Annotated in this window: 16 protein-coding genes; 7 read left to right on the top strand and 9 right to left on the bottom strand. The window is 61.8% G+C overall.

The features are described 5' to 3' along the window. Window positions 1-91: 91 nt before the first annotated feature. Window positions 92-1,438, bottom strand: a complete 1,347-nt coding sequence (gene pmbA / locus CAG02_RS20530; protein WP_085711792.1) for a metalloprotease PmbA — start codon at window positions 1,436-1,438, stop codon at window positions 92-94. 108 nt (window positions 1,439-1,546) lie between these two features. Between pmbA and yjgA the strand changes: the two genes are divergently transcribed. Then, on the top strand, window positions 1,547-2,071 hold the full coding sequence (gene yjgA / locus CAG02_RS20525; protein ID WP_085711793.1) for a ribosome biogenesis factor YjgA: 525 nt from the start codon (window positions 1,547-1,549) through the stop codon (window positions 2,069-2,071). A gap of 51 nt (window positions 2,072-2,122) precedes the next feature. Here yjgA and tldD read toward each other — a convergent pair whose 3' ends face one another. The 8 genes from tldD to mreB form a co-directional block, all read right to left on the bottom strand. After that, entirely contained in the window at window positions 2,123-3,565 is a 1,443-nt protein-coding gene (gene tldD / locus CAG02_RS20520; RefSeq protein WP_085711794.1) for a metalloprotease TldD, read from the bottom strand. A 5-nt stretch (window positions 3,566-3,570) separates the two neighbouring features. Then, complete coding sequence (locus tag CAG02_RS20515; RefSeq protein ID WP_085711795.1) at window positions 3,571-4,431, bottom strand: carbon-nitrogen hydrolase family protein; 861 nt, start codon at window positions 4,429-4,431, stop codon at window positions 3,571-3,573. A 58-nt stretch (window positions 4,432-4,489) separates the two neighbouring features. Further along, window positions 4,490-8,293, bottom strand: a complete 3,804-nt coding sequence (locus tag CAG02_RS20510; RefSeq protein ID WP_085711796.1) for a YhdP family protein — start codon at window positions 8,291-8,293, stop codon at window positions 4,490-4,492. 75 nt (window positions 8,294-8,368) lie between these two features. After that, a complete protein-coding gene (gene rng / locus CAG02_RS20505; protein ID WP_065260839.1) occupies window positions 8,369-9,826 on the bottom strand; it encodes a ribonuclease G in 1,458 nt (485 codons plus the stop codon). Between the two features lie 58 nt (window positions 9,827-9,884). Beyond that, a complete protein-coding gene (locus CAG02_RS20500) occupies window positions 9,885-10,481 on the bottom strand; it encodes a nucleoside triphosphate pyrophosphatase (RefSeq protein ID WP_085711797.1) in 597 nt (198 codons plus the stop codon). A 63-nt stretch (window positions 10,482-10,544) separates the two neighbouring features. Continuing rightward, window positions 10,545-11,036 (bottom strand): rod shape-determining protein MreD, encoded by a 492-nt coding sequence (gene mreD / locus CAG02_RS20495; RefSeq protein ID WP_085711798.1) that lies wholly within the window; start codon window positions 11,034-11,036, stop codon window positions 10,545-10,547. Continuing rightward, entirely contained in the window at window positions 11,036-12,169 is a 1,134-nt protein-coding gene (gene mreC / locus CAG02_RS20490; RefSeq protein ID WP_085711799.1) for a rod shape-determining protein MreC, read from the bottom strand. The genes mreD and mreC overlap by 1 nt, the downstream gene beginning before the upstream one ends. A 141-nt stretch (window positions 12,170-12,310) precedes the next feature. Further along, window positions 12,311-13,348, bottom strand: coding sequence for a rod shape-determining protein MreB (mreB, locus tag CAG02_RS20485; protein ID WP_002555108.1), 1,038 nt, complete (start codon window positions 13,346-13,348; stop codon window positions 12,311-12,313). 211 nt (window positions 13,349-13,559) lie between these two features. Here mreB and gatC point away from each other — a divergent pair, with 211 nt between their 5' ends. The 6 genes from gatC (at window position 13,560) to CAG02_RS20455 (ending at window position 18,779) form a co-directional block, all read left to right on the top strand. Further along, a complete protein-coding gene (gene gatC / locus CAG02_RS20480) occupies window positions 13,560-13,847 on the top strand; it encodes an Asp-tRNA(Asn)/Glu-tRNA(Gln) amidotransferase subunit GatC (RefSeq protein WP_007953612.1) in 288 nt (95 codons plus the stop codon). Between the two features lie 16 nt (window positions 13,848-13,863). Next, entirely contained in the window at window positions 13,864-15,315 is a 1,452-nt protein-coding gene (gene gatA / locus CAG02_RS20475; protein ID WP_085711800.1) for an Asp-tRNA(Asn)/Glu-tRNA(Gln) amidotransferase subunit GatA, read from the top strand. 10 nt (window positions 15,316-15,325) lie between these two features. Then, entirely contained in the window at window positions 15,326-16,771 is a 1,446-nt protein-coding gene (gene gatB / locus CAG02_RS20470; RefSeq protein ID WP_039769265.1) for an Asp-tRNA(Asn)/Glu-tRNA(Gln) amidotransferase subunit GatB, read from the top strand. Window positions 16,772-16,919: 148 nt separating this feature from the next. After that, window positions 16,920-17,294 (top strand): septal ring lytic transglycosylase RlpA family protein, encoded by a 375-nt coding sequence (locus CAG02_RS20465; protein ID WP_085711801.1) that lies wholly within the window; start codon window positions 16,920-16,922, stop codon window positions 17,292-17,294. A gap of 46 nt (window positions 17,295-17,340) precedes the next feature. Then, on the top strand, window positions 17,341-18,402 hold the full coding sequence (locus CAG02_RS20460) for a calcium/sodium antiporter (protein ID WP_085711878.1): 1,062 nt from the start codon (window positions 17,341-17,343) through the stop codon (window positions 18,400-18,402). Beyond that, window positions 18,399-18,779, top strand: a complete 381-nt coding sequence (locus CAG02_RS20455; protein WP_085685699.1) for a carboxymuconolactone decarboxylase family protein — start codon at window positions 18,399-18,401, stop codon at window positions 18,777-18,779. The genes CAG02_RS20460 and CAG02_RS20455 overlap by 4 nt, the downstream gene beginning before the upstream one ends. The last annotated feature ends 9 nt before the right edge of the window (window positions 18,780-18,788 follow it).

The raw sequence follows: 18,788 nt of genomic DNA, 5'->3' as shown, positions 1-18,788 counted from the left end.
TTAGCTGCCCCGACCCGCTCAAACAATTTTCGGACACAAAAAAAGGCGCGCCACCCAATCGGGTGGCGCGCCTTTTTGTATTGGCCCGGGCTTAGCTGCCCGCGACAGTCATCCGCTCGATCAACACCGAACCGGTGCGAATGTTGCTGCGCAGCTCCAGATCGTTACCCACTGCGACGATCTGCTTGAACATGTCACGCATGTTGCCGGCAATGGTCACTTCCTGCACCGCGAACTGGATTTCACCGTTCTCGACCCAGAAACCCGCCGCACCGCGTGAGTAATCACCGGTGACCATGTTCAGACCATGGCCCATCAACTCGGTGACCAGCAGGCCACGCCCCATGCGCCGCAGCAAAGCCGCCTGATCTTCATCACCATGGGTGACGAACAGGTTGTGCACGCCGCCAGCGTTGGCGGTGCTCGGCATGCCGAGTTTGCGACCGGAGTAGGTGCCGAGGATGTATGACACCAACTCGCCCTTCTCGACGAACGGTTTGGCATAAGTCGCCAGACCGTCACCGTCATACGACGCACTGCCCATGGCACGCATCAGGTGCGGGCGCTCGTCAATGGTCAGCCACTCCGGAAACAGCTTCTGCCCCAACGTGCCTTCAAGGAACGACGACTTGCGATACAGACTGCCACCGGAAATCGCCGACAGGAAGCTGCCAAACAACCCACCCGCCAGTTCGGCGGAAAACAGCACCGGCACTTCGCAGGTCGGCACCGGGCGAGCGCCCAGACGGCTCGCGGCACGCTGTGCGGCACGCTGACCGATGCTCACCGGGTCGGCGAGCAAGCTGCCCTGACGGTTCACGTCGTACCAGTAATCACGCTGCATCTGGCCATCGGCCTCGGCGATCATCACGCAGCTCAAGCTGTGCCGGGTCGACGCGTAACCACCGATGAAACCGTGGCTGTTGCCGTACACGCGGCAGCCCTGATGAGTGCTCAACGTGGTGCCATCGGCGTTCTTGATGCGTGCATCGGCGTCGAACGCGGCGGCTTCGCAGAGCAATGCTTTCTCGATGGCCTGCTCCGGGGAGATGTCCCATTGGTGGAACAGGTCGAAATCCTGAATATCCCTGGCCATCAGCGCGGCATCGGCCAGTCCCGAGGCTTCGTCTTCGGAGGTGTGTTTGGCAATCGCCAGCGCCGCAGCGACGGTTTCGCGAATCGCATCCGGCCCGGTCGCGGAGGTGCTGGCCGAGCCCTTGCGCTGGCCGACATACAAGGTGATGCCAAAACCCTGATCGCGGTTGAACTCGACCGTTTCGACTTCACGCTGACGCACGGAGGTCGACAGGCCCTGCTCCAGCGACACCGCCACTTCGCAGGCACTGGCGCCCTGACGCTTGGCTTCGGCGATGATCTGCTCGACCTGTTCCTGCAGTGCCGGCAATGCCTGTGGGCCGACGCTTTCAACTGCACTCATGCTCATCTCCACTCAAATTCTGCTTTCGGCTGGGGCCTTCGAGCGACCGGGCCGGACAAGCGGCCCCCGACTGGTTATCATGGCGGCGTTTCTTTGCGGACTGCCACCATGGTTGATTCTTACGACGACTCCCTCGATACGGGAGAAAAAAGCAAATCCCAGGTCAAACGCGAGCTGCATGCTCTGGTTGACCTTGGCGAGCGCCTTACAACGCTCAAGCCCGACTTGCAGGCGAAACTGCCATTGACCGACGCTTTGCGCCGGGCCCTGGCCGATGCGCCCAAGCACACCGCGAACATCGCGCGTAAACGGCACTTGCAGTTCATCGGCAAACTGATGCGCGATCAGGACACTGACGCGATTCTCACCTTGCTCGATCAACTCGATGCCTCTACCCGTCAGTACAACGAGCGTTTCCACAACCTCGAACGCTGGCGCGACCGCTTGATCAGCGGTGACGATGCCGTACTGGAGAAATTCGTCGTCGAGTACCCGGACGCCGATCGCCAGCAACTGCGTTCCCTGATCCGTCAGGCCCAGCACGAGGTTGCGCATAACAAGCCTCCTGCCTCGAGCCGTAAAATCTTCAAGTACATCCGTGAGCTGGACGAGACTCAACGCGGTCTGCGTTGATATTCGCCACCGGGTGGCCGCACTGCGCGCCACCCGAAGCTCCATCCCTTCTTACGCGCCCGTGCCACCCACGGTGATCGCATCGATTTTCAGCGTCGGCTGACCCACGCCCACCGGCACCGATTGCCCGTCCTTGCCGCATGTGCCCACACCGCTGTCCAGCGCCAGATCGTTACCGACCATCGACACCCGGCTCATCGCTTCCGGGCCGTTGCCGATCAACGTCGCGCCTTTGACCGGCGCGGTGATCTTTCCGTCCTCGATCAGGTAAGCCTCGCTGGTGGAGAACACGAACTTGCCGCTGGTGATGTCGACCTGACCGCCACCGAGGTTGGCGCAGTAGATGCCTTTCTTCACCGACGCGATGATTTCCGCCGGATCGCTCTGGCCGCCAAGCATGTAGGTGTTGGTCATCCGTGGCATCGGCAGGTGTGCGTAGGATTCGCGACGACCGTTGCCGGTGCGGGCCACGCCCATCAGACGCGCATTGAGCTTGTCCTGCATATAGCCCTTGAGGACGCCATTTTCGATCAGCGTGGTGCACTCGGTCGGCGTGCCTTCGTCGTCGACGCTCAGGGAGCCGCGACGACCGGCCAACGTGCCGTCATCGACGATGGTGCAGAGTTTCGAGGCAACCATCTCGCCCATGCGCCCGCTGTAGGCCGAACTGCCCTTGCGGTTGAAGTCACCTTCCAGACCGTGGCCGACCGCTTCGTGCAGCAGCACGCCGGACCAGCCCGAGCCCAGAACGACCGGCAAGGTGCCAGCCGGTGCCGGAATCGCTTCCAGGTTCACCAGTGCCTGACGCAGCGCCTCGCGGGCGTAACCCATGGCACGGTCTTCGGCGAGGAAATAACGGTAGTCGGTACGCCCGCCGCCGCCGTGACCGCCGCGCTCGCGACGGCCGTTCTGTTCGACGATCACGCTGACGTTGAAGCGCACAAGCGGACGCACGTCGGCCGCCAGGCCGCCGTCGGTCGAAGCTACCAGAATCCGCTCCCAGACCCCGGCCATGCTCACACTGACCTGCTGGATACGCGGGTCGAGGGCGCGGGTCGCGACGTCGATGCGTTTGAGCAGTTCGACTTTTTCAGCGCGGCTCAGCACTTCCAGCGGGTTGTCCGGCGCATACAACTGAGCGACGTCCTGGGTGCTGAACGCCTGCACCGTACCGTTCTGCCCGGCGCGGGAAATCGAACGGGCTGCACGGGCCGCCGCGCCGAGGGCTTCAAGGGTGATCGCGTTGCTGTAGGCAAAACCGGTTTTTTCCCCGGACTGTGCACGCACGCCGACACCCTGGTCGAGGTTGAAACTGCCTTCCTTGACGATGCCGTCTTCCAGCGACCAGGACTCGGAAATCTGCCCCTGGAAATACAGGTCGGCCGCATCGATGCCTGGACCCGCCAGATCACCGAGCACGCCTTGCAGGCTCTCGATCGTCACGCCGCCGGGCGCCAACAGGTGATCACTGACTGAGGACAACAACTCGCTCATAGGTTTTACGCCTTAAATTCGTGTTCTGAAGCAGGTCGCTGTGCGCCCTGCGAAAAAAACCGCCGATGACCTGTCACCGGCATTCGCGCCCGGATGGACGCCTGTTCGTTGCTGTCGCGCTCGGCCAGCAACACGGCTTCGCCTTGCTCCTGCTGCGCCAGCACGCGTCCCCACGGATCGATAATCGCCCCGTGGCCAAAGGTTTCCCGTGGACCCGGATGCGTCCCGCCCTGGGCTGCCGCCAGCACGTAGCACTGGGTTTCAATCGCCCGTGCCCGGATCAACACGTCCCAGTGCGCCGCCCCCGTCACCGCGGTGAAGGCCGACGGTGCGGTAATCAATTCAGCCCCGGCCGCGCGCAATTCGCTGTACAGCTCCGGGAAGCGCAGGTCATAACACACCGTCAGGCCGAGCCGGCCGACCGGTGTGTCCGCCACGACCACGTTACTGCCATAAGCATAGTCATCGGATTCGCGGTAACGCCCACGATTGTCCGCCACGTCCACATCGAACAGATGCAACTTGTCATAGCGGGCAACGATTTCACCTTGATCGTCCACCAGCAACGAGCAGGCATTTGATTTCGCTTCGGGTTGCCCCGCCGGCGGCAACGGCAAGGTGCCGGCCACTATCCATAACTTGAGGTCGCGGGCGGTCTGTTTCAACCACGGCAGGATCGGGCCCTCACCGAGTGCTTCGGCGCGGCCGATATCGGCGATGTCGCGACGCCCCATGGCGGCGAAGTTTTCCGGCAGCACCGCCAGCTTCGCGCCAGCGCTGGCCGCTTGTTCGAGCAAACGCCGGGCATCGCGCAGATTGGCCAGCACGTCGCTCTGGCTGACCATTTGAATCACCGCAAAAGACATGGCGAACTCCGCAAGAGGTAGGCAGCCATGCTACTCCATCGGTTTGCGGCCTGGCTGATCAAAAAGGCTTGTCGAAGGTGATTTTCGGCTCTTTCCACGGGCCTTTTACGGTGTATTTGACGCTGGCGAACCGCGCCACGCGGTCACCGATCAGTTTGTCGATCAGGAACAGTGCGCCTCCGACCGCCGGTGCACCGACGATCAACGCGGCGATCGGCAAATTGTTGGTCACCGGCAGGGTCACCAGCAATTTGGCGTCGACCTGATCGCCGACCAGATCCAGCGTGCCGTTCAGTTCAATATTGCTCGACGGCCCGGTCAGTTTGATCGGCTCCTGCGTCACATACACGCCGTTGTTCGCCACCAGCAATCCCTTGACCCGGTCATAGCTCAAGCCTTTGCCGAACAGGTCGGAGAAGTCGAGGCGCAGGCGGCGGCCGATGGAGTTGAAGTTGAGCAGACCGAACACCCGCAGCGCCTGGGCGCCGCCCTCGACCTCGACGAACTGGCCCTTGTTCAGCGACGCATCGAGCGTGCCGGAGAAGCGCTTGGTCGCCAGCCATGCCGGCGAGCCCGGCCAGCGGCCATCGACATCCATATGGAATTCTTCGCTGGTCACGCTCGGCGCAAAGCCCCAGCCCTTGAGCACATCGGCGAGATTCTTGCCGCCGATCCGGCCCTTGTACCAACTGCTGGTGGCACCGGGCGTCCCCTCCCAGCCACCGCTGCCCTGCAACAGAATGCCTTTGAGGCCCATGTCCAGATTGTTCAGGGCGATACCTTTGGCCGTCGGCCGGACTTTCAGCGACCAGCCACCGACCAGATCCTGGCCCTGGAACAGCTGATTGATCGTGATATCGAGCGCCGGGATTTTGGTCGGATCGACCGAGGCCAGTGGGTCAGGTGCGTTCTCGTCGGCCTGCACCGTCGGGTCCGGCGCCGGCAGACGCACATATTGCAGGTTCACCACAATCGGCGCGGCCTTGGCGTCTGGAATGGCTGCGGTGCCTTTGGCCTGCTGACTGTCGAGGGCCAGGGCCCAGGCGCCGGGCTTGCGATCCAGTTGCACCGCTGCCTGATCCAGCGTAGTGCCGAAGGCCGTCAGTTTGCCGACCTTGAAGTCCGCGCTGCTGAGCAATTGCTTGGCGCTGCCGCCCGGATCCTGACCGGCGTACTTGTCCACCAGATCCTGCCAGGGTTTGACATCCAGCTCCGACAACACACCGCGTATGCGCAAGCCTTTGTTGCCCGGCAATACCGCTTCGCCAGCGCCGAGGAACAACTCGCCACGACCATCGGCGAAATTGCTCGGCGGCGCGGCGAACGTAAAGTTGGCCAGTTGATCGTAATTGACCCAGTAACGCCGCTCCTGCCCTTGCAGGGTCATGCGGAACACCGTGTCACGCCCGACATCGGCGGCCATGCCGAACGGCGCAGGCAGATCCACCGCCACGCCCTTCATACTGGAGCTGACCATCAATTGACTGTCGGCACCGTCCAGATTCACTTGCAACTGGTAAGGAATCGTCCCGGACACTGGCAATGGCTGAGTCACGCCGAGCCAGTCAGTGAGTTTCTTGACTTCGACCTGCCCCGACGCCGCCACCCGAGTCTTGAGCTTGCCGGGGCCGCCGTCTGCAAATATCTGCGCAGTGACCGGTTTGTCGAAGGCCCGGGCGCTGATGTTCTGCCCGCTCAAACCCTTGGCGCTGTCAAAACGGAAATCCCCCTTGAGCTGGCTCAATTCCAGCTTGGGCTCGGCCAGCTTCAATCGCGCATTGGCGGTCTTGAAGTCCACGAGGATCTTCGGTTGATCGCCCTTGGCCAACGGCACATCCAGTTTGAGTTTGCCTTGCAGATCCCCCTCACCTTCCCAGCCGGCGAAGGTGTCGGCGGTGCCGATCGGCGCTTCCTGGAGAATTTTCAAGCCGTCGCCCAGGCCGCCGGCAAATGCGCCGTCGAGGAACATATGGCTGTGCTCGCCACTCGGCACATGGGGAATATTGACGAAGACGTCGCTGACCTGGGTGTCGAGCAACTGCCCCTTGCTGGCGACAATCCGTACACCGCTGTCCTCGATGAACACATCGCCGCTGACCTTGCTCACATGCGGCCAGCCTGGCTGGAACGCCAGTTCGGCGTCGTGCACCTTGAAGAACAGGCTGATGCTGCGATCCGCATCTGCGGCGCCTTTGTTCAGTGAGCCCTGGTACTGGAAGAACCCTTGATCCACTGCGCCTTTGAGAATCGCCGTGCGCAGCCATTCGTCGAGGGCCGGGCTCAGGACTTCCGGCAGGTATTTGGCGGTGTAGCGACCGTCGCCATCCACCAGGCCGACCCGCAGGTCCATGTAGTCTTCCTGGTTGTGGTCGAAATGCAGGCGGATCAGGAAGTCGCCGGCAATCTTGCCCTCTTCGCCGAGCACCTTCAGGTACGGCGCGATCAGAGTGAAGCCTTCTTTATCGAGCTTCCAGGTCAACCGGGCGTTGGCCTGAATGTATTGCCAGGGTTTGGCGAAGATCGGATCGAGGTGCAGGACGAAGTCCTTGCTGTCCATGCGCAGCTCACCGCCGCCGAGGTTGCCGGTCAGGCTGCCGCTGACATTTCGTGCAGCCGGCGCGCCGTGATAGGCGTCGAAACCGACCTGATCGAGGTTGGCGGCGAAACTGAATTTGCTGTCGTCGGTGGCGTTCGGGCGGAAATCCAGCAGTACGTTGCGCAAGCCACCGGTCACTTTCAAATGCTCGACCACGGTGGCAAAGCCTTGTGGCAGCGGGCCCAGTGCATTGAGTAACGGCGTGATCGGCGTCAGATCGAGGCGATCGGCCTGCAGGTGCCAGAGCTCGTCGACCTTGTCGGTGGCGGCGGTCTGCTTGACCTGGACATGTGACTCCCAACGGGTTTCGCCAAAATTCATCGCCAGCGAATCGAGGGTGACGGTCGCGCCCTCGGCACTGCGCTGGAAGTAACCGTTGAGAGCCAGGTTGTTGATCCGGATCGGCTTGCGCTCGCCGTAGGCACCGTTGAGTTGCGGAGCGTTGAGGCGGATGGCGGCGCTTTGCAGCGCGCCCTCGCTCCAGTTGACCCACAGCTCGCCGCCGGCCTTGATCTCGGAGAAATTCCATTGCTGGGTCAGGCGCTCGGGCAACCATTTCGCCCAGTCGCTTTGCGGCAGGCTGACATAGCCTTCGACCGCGCTGTCCTGCAACTGGCTCGCACGAATCCGCGTGCGCAGGCTCAGTGCAACGGGTTGTCCGTCGGGCAAGGTCAACCGCGCGTCGAGGCGCTGGCGATTGAGGCCGGTCTTGAGGTTGAGCCCGACATAGGTAAGGGTCAGCGGCGCCTGTTCCAGCGGCTGCAACGTCACCTGACTGTCGAGCACCGACAATTGCTGGACCATTTGCATGCGGCTGAACAGTTGCTCGGGATCCATGGGCTGATCCTTCTGCACCGGCAAGCCTTCGAGTGCCCATTGGCCGTCTTCACCCTCCTTGAGGCTGATCTTCAGACCATTGAGTTCAAGATGCGCGATACGCACTTCACGAGCCAGTAGACTGGCCCAAAGATCCGGCACGGCACGCACCCGATCCAGACGCAAGGCATTGGCGCCGTCGCCGACCATCACGTCGTGAGCCAGCAGGATCGGCGCGAAGCCGCTCCAGTTGCCTTCCAGCTCACCGATCTGCAACGGCATGCCCAAGGCCGCGCTGGCCTTGTCTTCAATGTCGGCGCGATATTCGGCCACCAGTGGCGTGAGTTCCCGGCCGAGGCTGACGTACAACGCCATCAACACCAGAACCAACGCGCACAGGCCCAGACCCCAGCGAGTCAGTGCAGCCAAAATGCGTGTCAGACGTTCCATGTCAGTTGGCTCCCATGGCAAAAATACTGCAAAAAGCTGAGGCCAGCCGTTTCAGGAAAAAGGTGACGCAGGGGATCAGAGCAGCACCACGTCATATTGTTCCTGGGAATACATGGTTTCCACCTGGAAGCGTATGGTGCGCCCGATAAACCCTTCAAGCTCGGCAACGTTACCGGACTCTTCATCGAGCAGCCGGTCGACGACTTTCTGGTTCGCCAATACGCGATAACCCTCGGCCTGATAGGCCCGGGCTTCACGCAGGATCTCGCGGAAAATCTCGTAGCAAATGGTTTCCGGCGTCTTCAGCTTGCCGCGCCCCTGACAACTGCTGCAAGGCTCGCACAGCACCTGCTCCAGGCTTTCGCGAGTCCGTTTGCGGGTCATCTGCACCAGACCCAGCTCGGTGATGCCGATGATGTTGGTCTTGGCGTGATCGCGCTCCAGCTGTTTTTCCAGGGTTCGCAGAACCTGACGCTGGTGCTCTTCATCTTCCATGTCGATGAAGTCGATGATGATGATCCCGCCCAGATTGCGCAGGCGCATCTGCCGGGCAATCGCGGTGGCGGCTTCGAGGTTGGTCTTGAAGATGGTTTCTTCGAGGTTGCGATGCCCGACGAACGCCCCGGTGTTGACGTCGATGGTAGTCATGGCTTCTGCCGGATCCACCACCAGATAACCGCCGGACTTCAGCGGCACCTTGCGTTCGAGGGCTTTCTGGATTTCGTCTTCGACGCCGTACAGGTCGAAAATCGGCCGTTCACCCGGGTAGTGTTCCAGACGATCGGCGATTTCGGGCATCAGTTCGGCGACGAACTGCGTGGTTTTCTGGAAGGTTTCCCGGGAGTCGATGCGGATCTTCTCGATTTTCGGGCTGACCAGATCACGCAATGTACGCAGGGCCAGACCGAGGTCTTCGTAGATCACACTGGGCGCGCCGATGGTCTTGATCTGTTCGTTGATCTGATCCCACAGGCGTCGCAGGTAGCGGATGTCCATCAGGATTTCATCGGCCCCGGCGCCTTCGGCGGCGGTGCGCAGAATGAAGCCGCCGGCCTCCTTGATGCCTTCTTTGGCCACGCAATCGCTGACCACCTGCTTGAGGCGTTCGCGCTCGGCTTCGTCTTCGATCTTCAGGGAAATGCCGACGTGGGCGGTGCGCGGCATGTACACCAGATAACGCGAAGGGATCGACAGCTGAGTGGTCAGCCGCGCCCCTTTGGAGCCGATCGGGTCCTTGGTGACTTGCACCACCAGGCTCTGGCCTTCATGCACCAGCGCGCTGATGCTTTCCACGGCCGGGCCTTCGCGCAGGGAAATTTCCGAAGCGTGGATGAATGCCGCACGGTCCAGGCCGATGTCGACGAAGGCCGCCTGCATGCCCGGCAGTACCCGCACGACCTTGCCTTTATAGATGTTGCCGACGATCCCGCGTTTTTGCGTGCGCTCGACGTGCACTTCTTGCAGCACACCGTTTTCGACCACCGCCACGCGCGATTCCATCGGCGTGATGTTGATCAGAATCTCTTCACTCATGGCAGGGTCTCGTTCAGGCATGTTCACGATAATGGCCGCATCTTGTTCCGTTCGACGCTTACTGCGCACTCAGGTTTTGCCAACAGGGTATGCCGAAATGGCCGAGCAGTTCTGCGCTTTCGCACACCGGCAAACCGACCACAGCTGAATAGCTGCCGTTGAGACCGGCGACAAACACCGCGCCCAGTCCCTGAATGCCGTAACCGCCGGCCTTGTCCCGAGGCTCGCCGCTGGCCCAGTAGGCGGCAGCTTCTTCGCGGCTGATCGCCCGGAACCGTACCAGACTGCGCACCACTTGCGACTCGCAGCGCTCACCGTCAAGCACGGCGATCGCAGTCAGCACTTCGTGCTCCTTGCCGGACAACATCATCAGCATGGCGCATGCGTCGGCTTCGTCCACCGGTTTGCCGAGAATTTTGCCGTCCAGCACCACAGCGGTATCGGCGCCCAACACGCAAAACGGTTTATCGCTGACGACAGAGCGCTGCCCGGCCTCGGCCTTGCCGCGCGCCAGGCGCTCGACATAGGCCGATGGGGATTCATTGGCGAAAGGGGTTTCATCGATATCCGCACTGATGGCGGTGAACGGAACGCCGATCTGCGTGAGCAATTCACGCCGACGCGGCGATCCGGAGGCGAGGTAAAGCGGCTTCATCCAAACATCTCCCTGTTGAGTGCCCTGCCTCATGGCACCGGTGGGGGCCCATGCCTGACCGAATCAGTTGATTTTGTAGCGCCGGCGCAATCCACGCAAAGCGAAGCTGACCCACGGCCAGAGCAAGGCGCTGACCAGTGCCGGCAAAACCAGCGCCAGGGTCGGCTGACGGTTGCCGGTCAGGGCGCTGAGCCACAATTGCACAAGCTGCGCGAGGCCGAAGATCACCAGGATCACCAGGCACTGCTGCCACATCGGGAACATCCGCAGGCGTTGCTGCAACGACAGCACCAGGAAGGTGATCAACGTCAGGATCAACGCGTTCTGTCCCAGCAGCGTGCCGTACAGCACGTCTTCAGCGAGCCCGAGGCAAAACGCGGTGACCATGCCGACCTTTTGCGGCAGGGCCAATGCCCAGAATGCCAGGAGCAGGGCCAGCCACAGCGGGCGCAGGATTTCCATGAATTGCGGCAATGGCGACACGCTGAGCAGCATGCCGATCAGAAACGTCAGCCAGACGATCCAGCCGTTTCGGGAGGCTTTGACACCGACCATTATTCTCGTCCCCCAGTGGTGGCCGGCGCAGTGACAGGCGGTTTGGCGGCCGGCCGTGCACTGGCTGGCTGAGTGGCCGGCGGCTTGCTGGCGGCCGGCGTCGCTGCGGGTGGTTTCGCTGGCGGTTTGCTCGCGGCGGGTTTGGCCGGCGTAGCTGCAGCAGGTGCAGCGGCGGGCGTGCCCGACGCAGCAGGAGCCTGAGCCGGCGTATTCACCGTTTTCGGCACCGTGGCCGGAATGATCGGGCCACCACCAAACGCATCAAGATTTTCCTGAGCCTGCGCGGCATCGTTCGCACGTTCTTCAGCCGTACGGTTGTCGCTGAACACCAGCAACAGGTAGCGGCTGCGGTTCAGCGCGGCGGTCGGCACGGCGCGGACAATGGCGAATGGCTGGCCGGAATCGTGGATCACTTCCTTGACCGTCGCCACCGGGTAACCAGCCGGGAAGCGCTGACCCAGGCCGGAGCTGACCAGCAGATCACCTTCCTTGACGTCGGCGGTGTCGGCCACATGGCGCAGCTCCAGACGCTCAGGGTTACCGGTGCCGCTGGCAATCGCCCGCAGACCGTTACGGTTCACCTGCACAGGAATACTGTGGGTCGAGTCGGTCAGCAGCAGGACACGGGAGGTATACGGCATCAATTCGACCACCTGCCCCATCAGGCCGCGCGCATCGAGCACCGGCTGACCGAGCACCACGCCGTCGCGCTCACCCTTATTGATGATGATGCGATGGGTGAAGGGATTGGGGTCCATGCCGATCAACTCGGCCACTTCGACCTTTTCATTGACCAGCGCAGAGGAATTGAGCAACTCGCGCAGACGGACGTTCTGCTCGGTGAGGGCGGCAAGTTTCTGCATGCGGCCCTGCAACAGCAGGTTCTCGGTCTTGAGTTTTTCGTTTTCGGCGACAAGCTCGGTGCGGCTGCCGAACTGACTGGCGACACCTTCCCACAGCCTGCCGGGCAGGTCAGTGATCCAGTAAGCGTCCATCAGCACCAGCGACATCTGGCTGCGGGCAGGCTTGAGCAGGCTGAAACGGGCATCGACCACCATCAGCGCGACCGACAGCACGGCCAGCACCAACAAGCGCACGCCCAGTGAGGGGCCCTTGGCGAAAAGCGGTTTAATAGGCCGCTCCTCCCAGGCAAATGTTCTGTTTATTCATACGGCATCAAACCGGCCTGGATGAAGACTGACAGAAGATAAACGCCAACAGGCAGCACTGCAAAGTGCTGCCTGCGCGCTCACCCACGTATTGCACCCGGCGACTTATTCGCTGGAGAGCAGGTCCATGGTGTGCTTGTCCATCATTTCCAGTGCACGGCCACCGCCGCGAGCCACGCAGGTCAGCGGATCTTCGGCAACGATCACCGGCAGACCGGTTTCCTGGGCCAGCAACTTGTCGAGGTCACGCAGCAGCGCGCCACCACCGGTCAGCACCAGGCCACGCTCGGCGATGTCGGAAGCCAGTTCCGGCGGCGATTGCTCCAGGGCGCTTTTCACGGCCTGAACGATGGTGGCCAGGGACTCTTGCAGAGCTTCCAGCACTTCGTTGGAGTTCAGGGTGAATGCGCGTGGAACGCCTTCGGCCAGGTTGCGACCGCGAACGTCGACTTCGCGAACTTCGCCGCCCGGATAGGCCGTGCCGATTTCCTGCTTGATGCGCTCTGCAGTCGACTCGCCGATCAGGCTGCCGTAGTTGCGGCGCACGTAGGTGATGATCGCTTCGTCGAAGCGGTCGCCGCCAACACGTACGGATTCGGCATAGACCACACCGTTCAGGGAGATCAGCGCGATTTCGGTGGTACCACCACCGATATCCACGACCATCGAGCCGCGAGCTTCTTCTACCGGCAGGCCGGCACCGATCGCAGCAGCCATCGGCTCTTCGATCAGGAACACTTCACGGGCACCGGCGCCAAGGGCCGATTCACGGATGGCGCGACGCTCAACCTGGGTGGACTTGCATGGAACGCAGATCAGCACACGTGGGCTGGGCTGCAGGAAGCTGTTTTCGTGAACCTTGTTGATAAAGTATTGCAGCATCTTTTCGCAGACGCTGAAGTCGGCGATCACGCCGTCCTTCATCGGACGAATGGCAGCAATGTTGCCCGGCGTACGGCCAAGCATGCGCTTCGCTTCGGTGCCGACAGCAACGACACTTTTCTGGTTACCGTGTGTCCGAATGGCCACAACCGATGGCTCATTCAGGACGATACCGCGCTCGCGCACGTAAATAAGGGTGTTGGCAGTGCCCAGGTCAATGGAAAGATCGCTGGAAAACATGCCACGCAGTTTCTTGAACATGGGAAAGGGACCCTAGGCAACGCGTGGGTAAAAAAGTGCGGCAAACTCTAACAACGACAGGGATTTTGGGCAAGGCGCCAATATGTTAAATTGGCCGCTTTTCTGTGCACCAAGCCCCACAATCGCGGCCTTATGACCGTAGAAGTGCGGTAGTGTTCCGACAATCTAACACACGGACGCCGTCCGTCCTGTTTTCCACTGGAGAAACCCGATGGCGCTAGAACGCTCCGACGTGGAAAAAATCGCTCATCTGGCCAGCCTTGGCCTGAATGACGCCGATCTTCCACACATCACTTCGGCCCTCAACAGCATTCTCGGGCTGGTCGACGAAATGCAGGCGGTCAATACCGACGGTATCGAGCCGCTGGCCCACCCGCTGGAAGCCAGTCAGCGCCTGCGCGCCGACGTCGTGACCGAAAGCAATAACCGCGAGGCTTATCAGTCCATCGCACCAGCGGTCGAAAACGGCCTGTATCTGGTTCCGAAAGTCATCGACTAAAGGGAAAGAGCCTGCAATGCATCAAATGACTCTGGCCGAGATCGCCCGCGGTCTCGCCGATAAAAAGTTTTCCTCCGAAGAGCTGACCAAGGTCCTGCTGGCGCGCATTTCCCAGCTCGATCCGCAGCTCAACAGCTTCATCAGCCTCACCGAAGAGCTGGCCCTCGAGCAGGCGAAAGCCGCCGACGTGCGCCGGGCCAACGGTGAGAGCGGCGCCCTGCTCGGCGCGCCGATCGCCCACAAAGACCTGTTCTGCACCCAGGGCATCCGCACCAGCTGCGGCTCGAAGATGCTCGACAACTTCAAGGCCCCGTACGACGCCACCGTGGTTTCGAAGCTGGCTGCCGCCGGCACCGTGACCCTGGGCAAGACCAACATGGACGAATTCGCCATGGGTTCGGCCAACGAGTCGAGCTGGTACGGCGCGGTGAAAAACCCGTGGAACCTGGAACACGTACCGGGCGGTTCGTCCGGTGGTTCGGCGGCGGCGGTTGCCGCTCGTCTGTTGCCGGCCGCTACGGCCACCGACACCGGCGGTTCGATCCGCCAGCCGGCCGCGTTCACCAACCTCACCGGCCTGAAACCGACCTACGGTCGTGTTTCGCGCTGGGGCATGATCGCTTACGCCTCCAGCCTCGATCAGGGCGGCCCATTGGCTCGCACAGCCGAAGACTGCGCGATTTTGTTGCAAGGTATGGCTGGCTTCGACCCGAACGACTCCACCAGCATCGATGAACCGGTGCCGGACTACGCCGCCGGTCTGAATGGCTCGCTGCAAGGCCTGCGCATCGGCGTGCCGAAGGAATACTTCGGTGCCGGTCTCGACCCGCGCATCGCCGACCTGATCCAGAACAGCATTAAAGAGCTGCAGAAGCTCGGTGCCGTGATCAAGGAAATCAGCCTGCCGAACATGCAGCACGCGATTCCTGCGTACTACGTGATCGCCCCGGCAGAAGCCTCTTCCAACCTGTCGCGTTTCGACGGCGTGCGCTTCGGCCATCGCTGCGAAGATCCGAAGAACCTGGAAGACCTGTACAAGCGCTCCCGTGGCGAAGGCTTCGGGCCTGAAGTGCAGCGCCGGATCATGGTCGGTGCCTACGCGCTGTCTGCCGGTTACTACGACGCCTACTACCTGAAAGCGCAGAAGATCCGTCGCCTGGTGAAGAACGACTTCATGGCTGCCTTTAATGAAGTCGACATCATCCTCGGCCCGACCACGCCGAACCCGGCCTGGAAACTCGGCGCCAAGAACAGCGACCCGGTCGCTGCCTACCTGGAAGACGTCTACACCATCACCGCCAACCTCGCGGGCCTGCCGGGCCTGTCGATGCCGGCCGGTTTCGTCGACGGTCTGCCGGTCGGCGTGCAACTGCTCGCTCCGTATTTCCAGGAAGGCCGTTTGCTCAATGTTGCGCACCAGTATCAGTTGAACACTGACTGGCACACTCGCACCCCAACCGGCTTCTGAGGAGACACACATGCAATGGGAAGTCGTGATCGGGCTGGAGATTCACACCCAGCTCACCACCCGGTCGAAAATCTTTTCCGGTAGTTCCACCCAGTTCGGTTCCGAGCCGAACACCCAGGCCAGCCTGATCGACCTGGGCATGCCCGGCGTGCTGCCGGTGCTCAACCAGGAAGCGGTGCGGATGGCGGTGATGTTCGGTCTGGCGATTGACGCCGAGATCGGTCAGCACAACGTGTTCGCCCGTAAAAACTATTTCTACCCTGACCTGCCGAAGGGCTACCAGATCAGCCAGATGGAATTGCCGATCGTCGGCAAGGGCCACCTGGACATCGCCCTGGAAGACGGCACGGTCAAACGCGTCGGCATCACCCGCGCGCACCTGGAAGAAGACGCCGGCAAGAGCCTGCACGAAGAATTCAGCGGCGCCACCGGCATCGACCTGAACCGTGCCGGCACGCCGCTGCTGGAAATCGTTTCCGAGCCTGACATGCGCAGCGCCAAGGAAGCCGTGGCCTACGTCAAGGCGATCCACGCGCTGGTGCGTTACCTGGGCATCTGCGACGGCAACATGGCCGAAGGCTCGCTGCGTTGCGACTGCAACGTGTCGGTGCGTCCGAAAGGCCAGGTCGAGTTCGGCACCCGCTGCGAGATCAAGAACGTCAACTCGTTCCGCTTCATCGAGAAGGCGATCAACTCCGAGATCCAGCGTCAGATCGACCTGATCGAAGACGGCGGCAAAGTGATCCAGCAGACGCGTCTGTACGATCCGAACAAGGACGAAACCCGTCCGATGCGCAGCAAGGAAGAAGCCAACGACTACCGTTACTTCCCCGATCCGGACCTGCTGCCGGTGGTCATCGAGGACTCGTTCCTCAATGACGTGCGCGCCACCCTGCCGGAACTGCCACCGCAGAAGCGCGAGCGCTTCCAGAGTGCCTTCGGTCTGTCGGCCTACGACGCCAACGTGCTGGCCACCAGCCGTGAGCAGGCGGACTACTTCGAGAAAGTCGCAAGCATTGGCGGCGACGCCAAACTGGCGGCGAACTGGGTGATGGTCGAGTTGGGCAGCCTGCTCAACAAACAGAACCTGGACATCGAGGATTCGCCGGTTTCCGCCGAGCAACTGGGCGGCATGCTGCAGCGCATCAAGGACAACACCATCTCCGGCAAGATCGCCAAGGTGGTGTTCGAAGCGATGGCCAACGGCGAAGGCAGCGCAGACGAGATCATCGAAAAGCGCGGCCTGAAGCAAGTCACCGACACCGGCGCGATTTCGGCGGTGCTGGACGAAATGCTCGCGGCCAACGCCGAGCAGGTCGAGCAATACCGTGCGGCAGACGAAGCCAAGCGCGGCAAGATGTTCGGCTTCTTCGTCGGTCAGGCCATGAAAGCCTCCAAGGGCAAGGCCAACCCGCAGCAAGTGAACGAACTGCTGAAAAGCAAGCTCGAAGGCTGACCACAATGGAGCCAGATTTCAAACCTGGCTCTGATCCCTGTGGGAGCGAGCTTGCTCGCGATAGCGCAATTTCAGACACAGCAAGAGTGACTGTCAGATCGCCATCGCGAGCAAGCTCGCTCCCACAATGGTTTCTGGAAACCTTTGAATGAAGCGTCTATTCATCAGCTGCGCCCTGCTTTCCCTGCTGGCCGGTTGCGCCAGCACCGATGTCATCGACCCGCACGGTTACGACCAGACCGGCGTCGCCTCCTATTACGGAGCCAAACACCACGGTAAACGCACCGCCAGCGGCGAAGCGTTCAACCAGAATTCCCTGACCGCCGCCCATCGCCAGTTGCCGTTCGGCACGCGGGTGAAGGTCACCAACCTGAAAAACGACAAATCCTGCGTGGTGCGTATCAACGACCGCGGGCCGCACACCCGTGGGCGCATCATCGATGTGTCACGGGAAGCCGCCGAACGCCTCGGCATGATTGGCAGTGGCACGGCGCGGGTTCGCGTGCAGGCCCTCGACGACTGATGGAGCGCCCGCCATTTTCGGATTGACCGATTTACCGCTGATCAACGTGATCGAACTGCTCTGCGGATTGTTCCTGCTGATCGCCGGTGCCGAACTGATGGTGCGCGCCGCCGTGCGCCTGGCCGCGCGCCTGCATGTACGGCCGCTGATCATCGGTCTGACCATCGTCGCCCTCGGCAGCAGCGCCCCGCAAATGGCGGTCAGCCTGCAAGCGACCCTGACGCACAACTCCGACATCGCGGTCGGCAGCGTGATCGGCAGCAGCATTTTCAACATCCTCGTGACCCTCGGCCTGTCGGCGCTGATCATCCCATTGCGCGTCTCACGGCAACTGGTGCGCCTGGACATCCCGCTGATGATCGGCGCCAGCCTGCTGGTGTTCGTGCTGGCCTGGAACGAAGAGATCGGCCGTTTCGACGGCATCCTGCTGCTGGCCGCACTGGGGCTGTATCTCGGTTTGCTGTTGCGCCAGTCACGCCACTCGGCCCGGCCACATTCCGATCATCCTCAGACTCAACCCGCCCCCTGGTTCACCAGCCTGCTGATGATCGTCGCCGGTCTCGCCATGCTGGTGTTCGCCGGACATTTGTTGCTGGGTGCCGCTGTCGCAGTAGCCACCGATCTCGGATTCTCCGAACGGGTGATCGGCCTGACCGTGGTCGCGGTCGGTACTTCGCTGCCGGAACTCGCCACTTCGTTGATCGCCGCATTGCGCGGTCAGCGGGACATTGCCGTGGGCAACGTGATCGGCGCCAACCTGTTCAACCTGCTCGGGGTCCTGGGCATCACGGCACTGATTGCACCGACGCCACTGTCGGTGTCGCCCAACGCGCTGGATTTCGACCTGCCGGTGATGCTCGGCGTCGCCACGCTATGCCTGCCGGTATTCTATTCCGGCTATCGCGTGACCCGGGCCGAAGGCTTGCTGCTGCTCGGCTTGTACCTGGCATACGGGCTGCACGTGGTTTCGTTCACCACCGGCATGCCGCTGGCCGGCAAGCTCGAACGGTTGATGCTGTTTTATGTCCTGCCGACGCTGCTGACGTTTCTGTTTTTCACGTCGGTGCGCGCCTGGCGCCGCCAACACCACAAGAGGGATGTGCCATGACCGAATCGAAGAAATCCGGGGTCGAAATCCGCCGCCAGGTAATGGGCGATGCATTCGTCGACCGCGCCCTGGGCAATGCCACCGAATTCACTCAACCGCTGCAGGACTTCGTCAACGAACATGCCTGGGGCGGTGTGTGGAATCGCGAAGGCCTGCCGCTGAAAACCCGCAGCCTGATCACCCTCGCCGCGCTGACCGCGTTGAAGTGCCCGCAGGAATTGAAGGGCCACGTGCGCGGCGCGTTGAACAATGGCTGCACGGTCGACGAGATCCGCGAGGCGCTGCTGCATTGCGCGGTGTATGCCGGAGTGCCGGCGGCGATCGATGCGTTTCGGGCAGCGCAGGAAGTGATCGACAGTTACCAGAAACCTGAGTAACAGCCAGCC

The sequence above is a fragment of the Pseudomonas sp. R43(2017) genome (genome assembly GCF_002112345.1).
Classification (GTDB): Bacteria; Pseudomonadota; Gammaproteobacteria; order Pseudomonadales; family Pseudomonadaceae; genus Aquipseudomonas; species Aquipseudomonas kribbensis.
The sequence above is the reverse complement of the archived record's forward strand: the minus strand, read 5'-3'. Positions and strand labels throughout refer to the sequence as shown.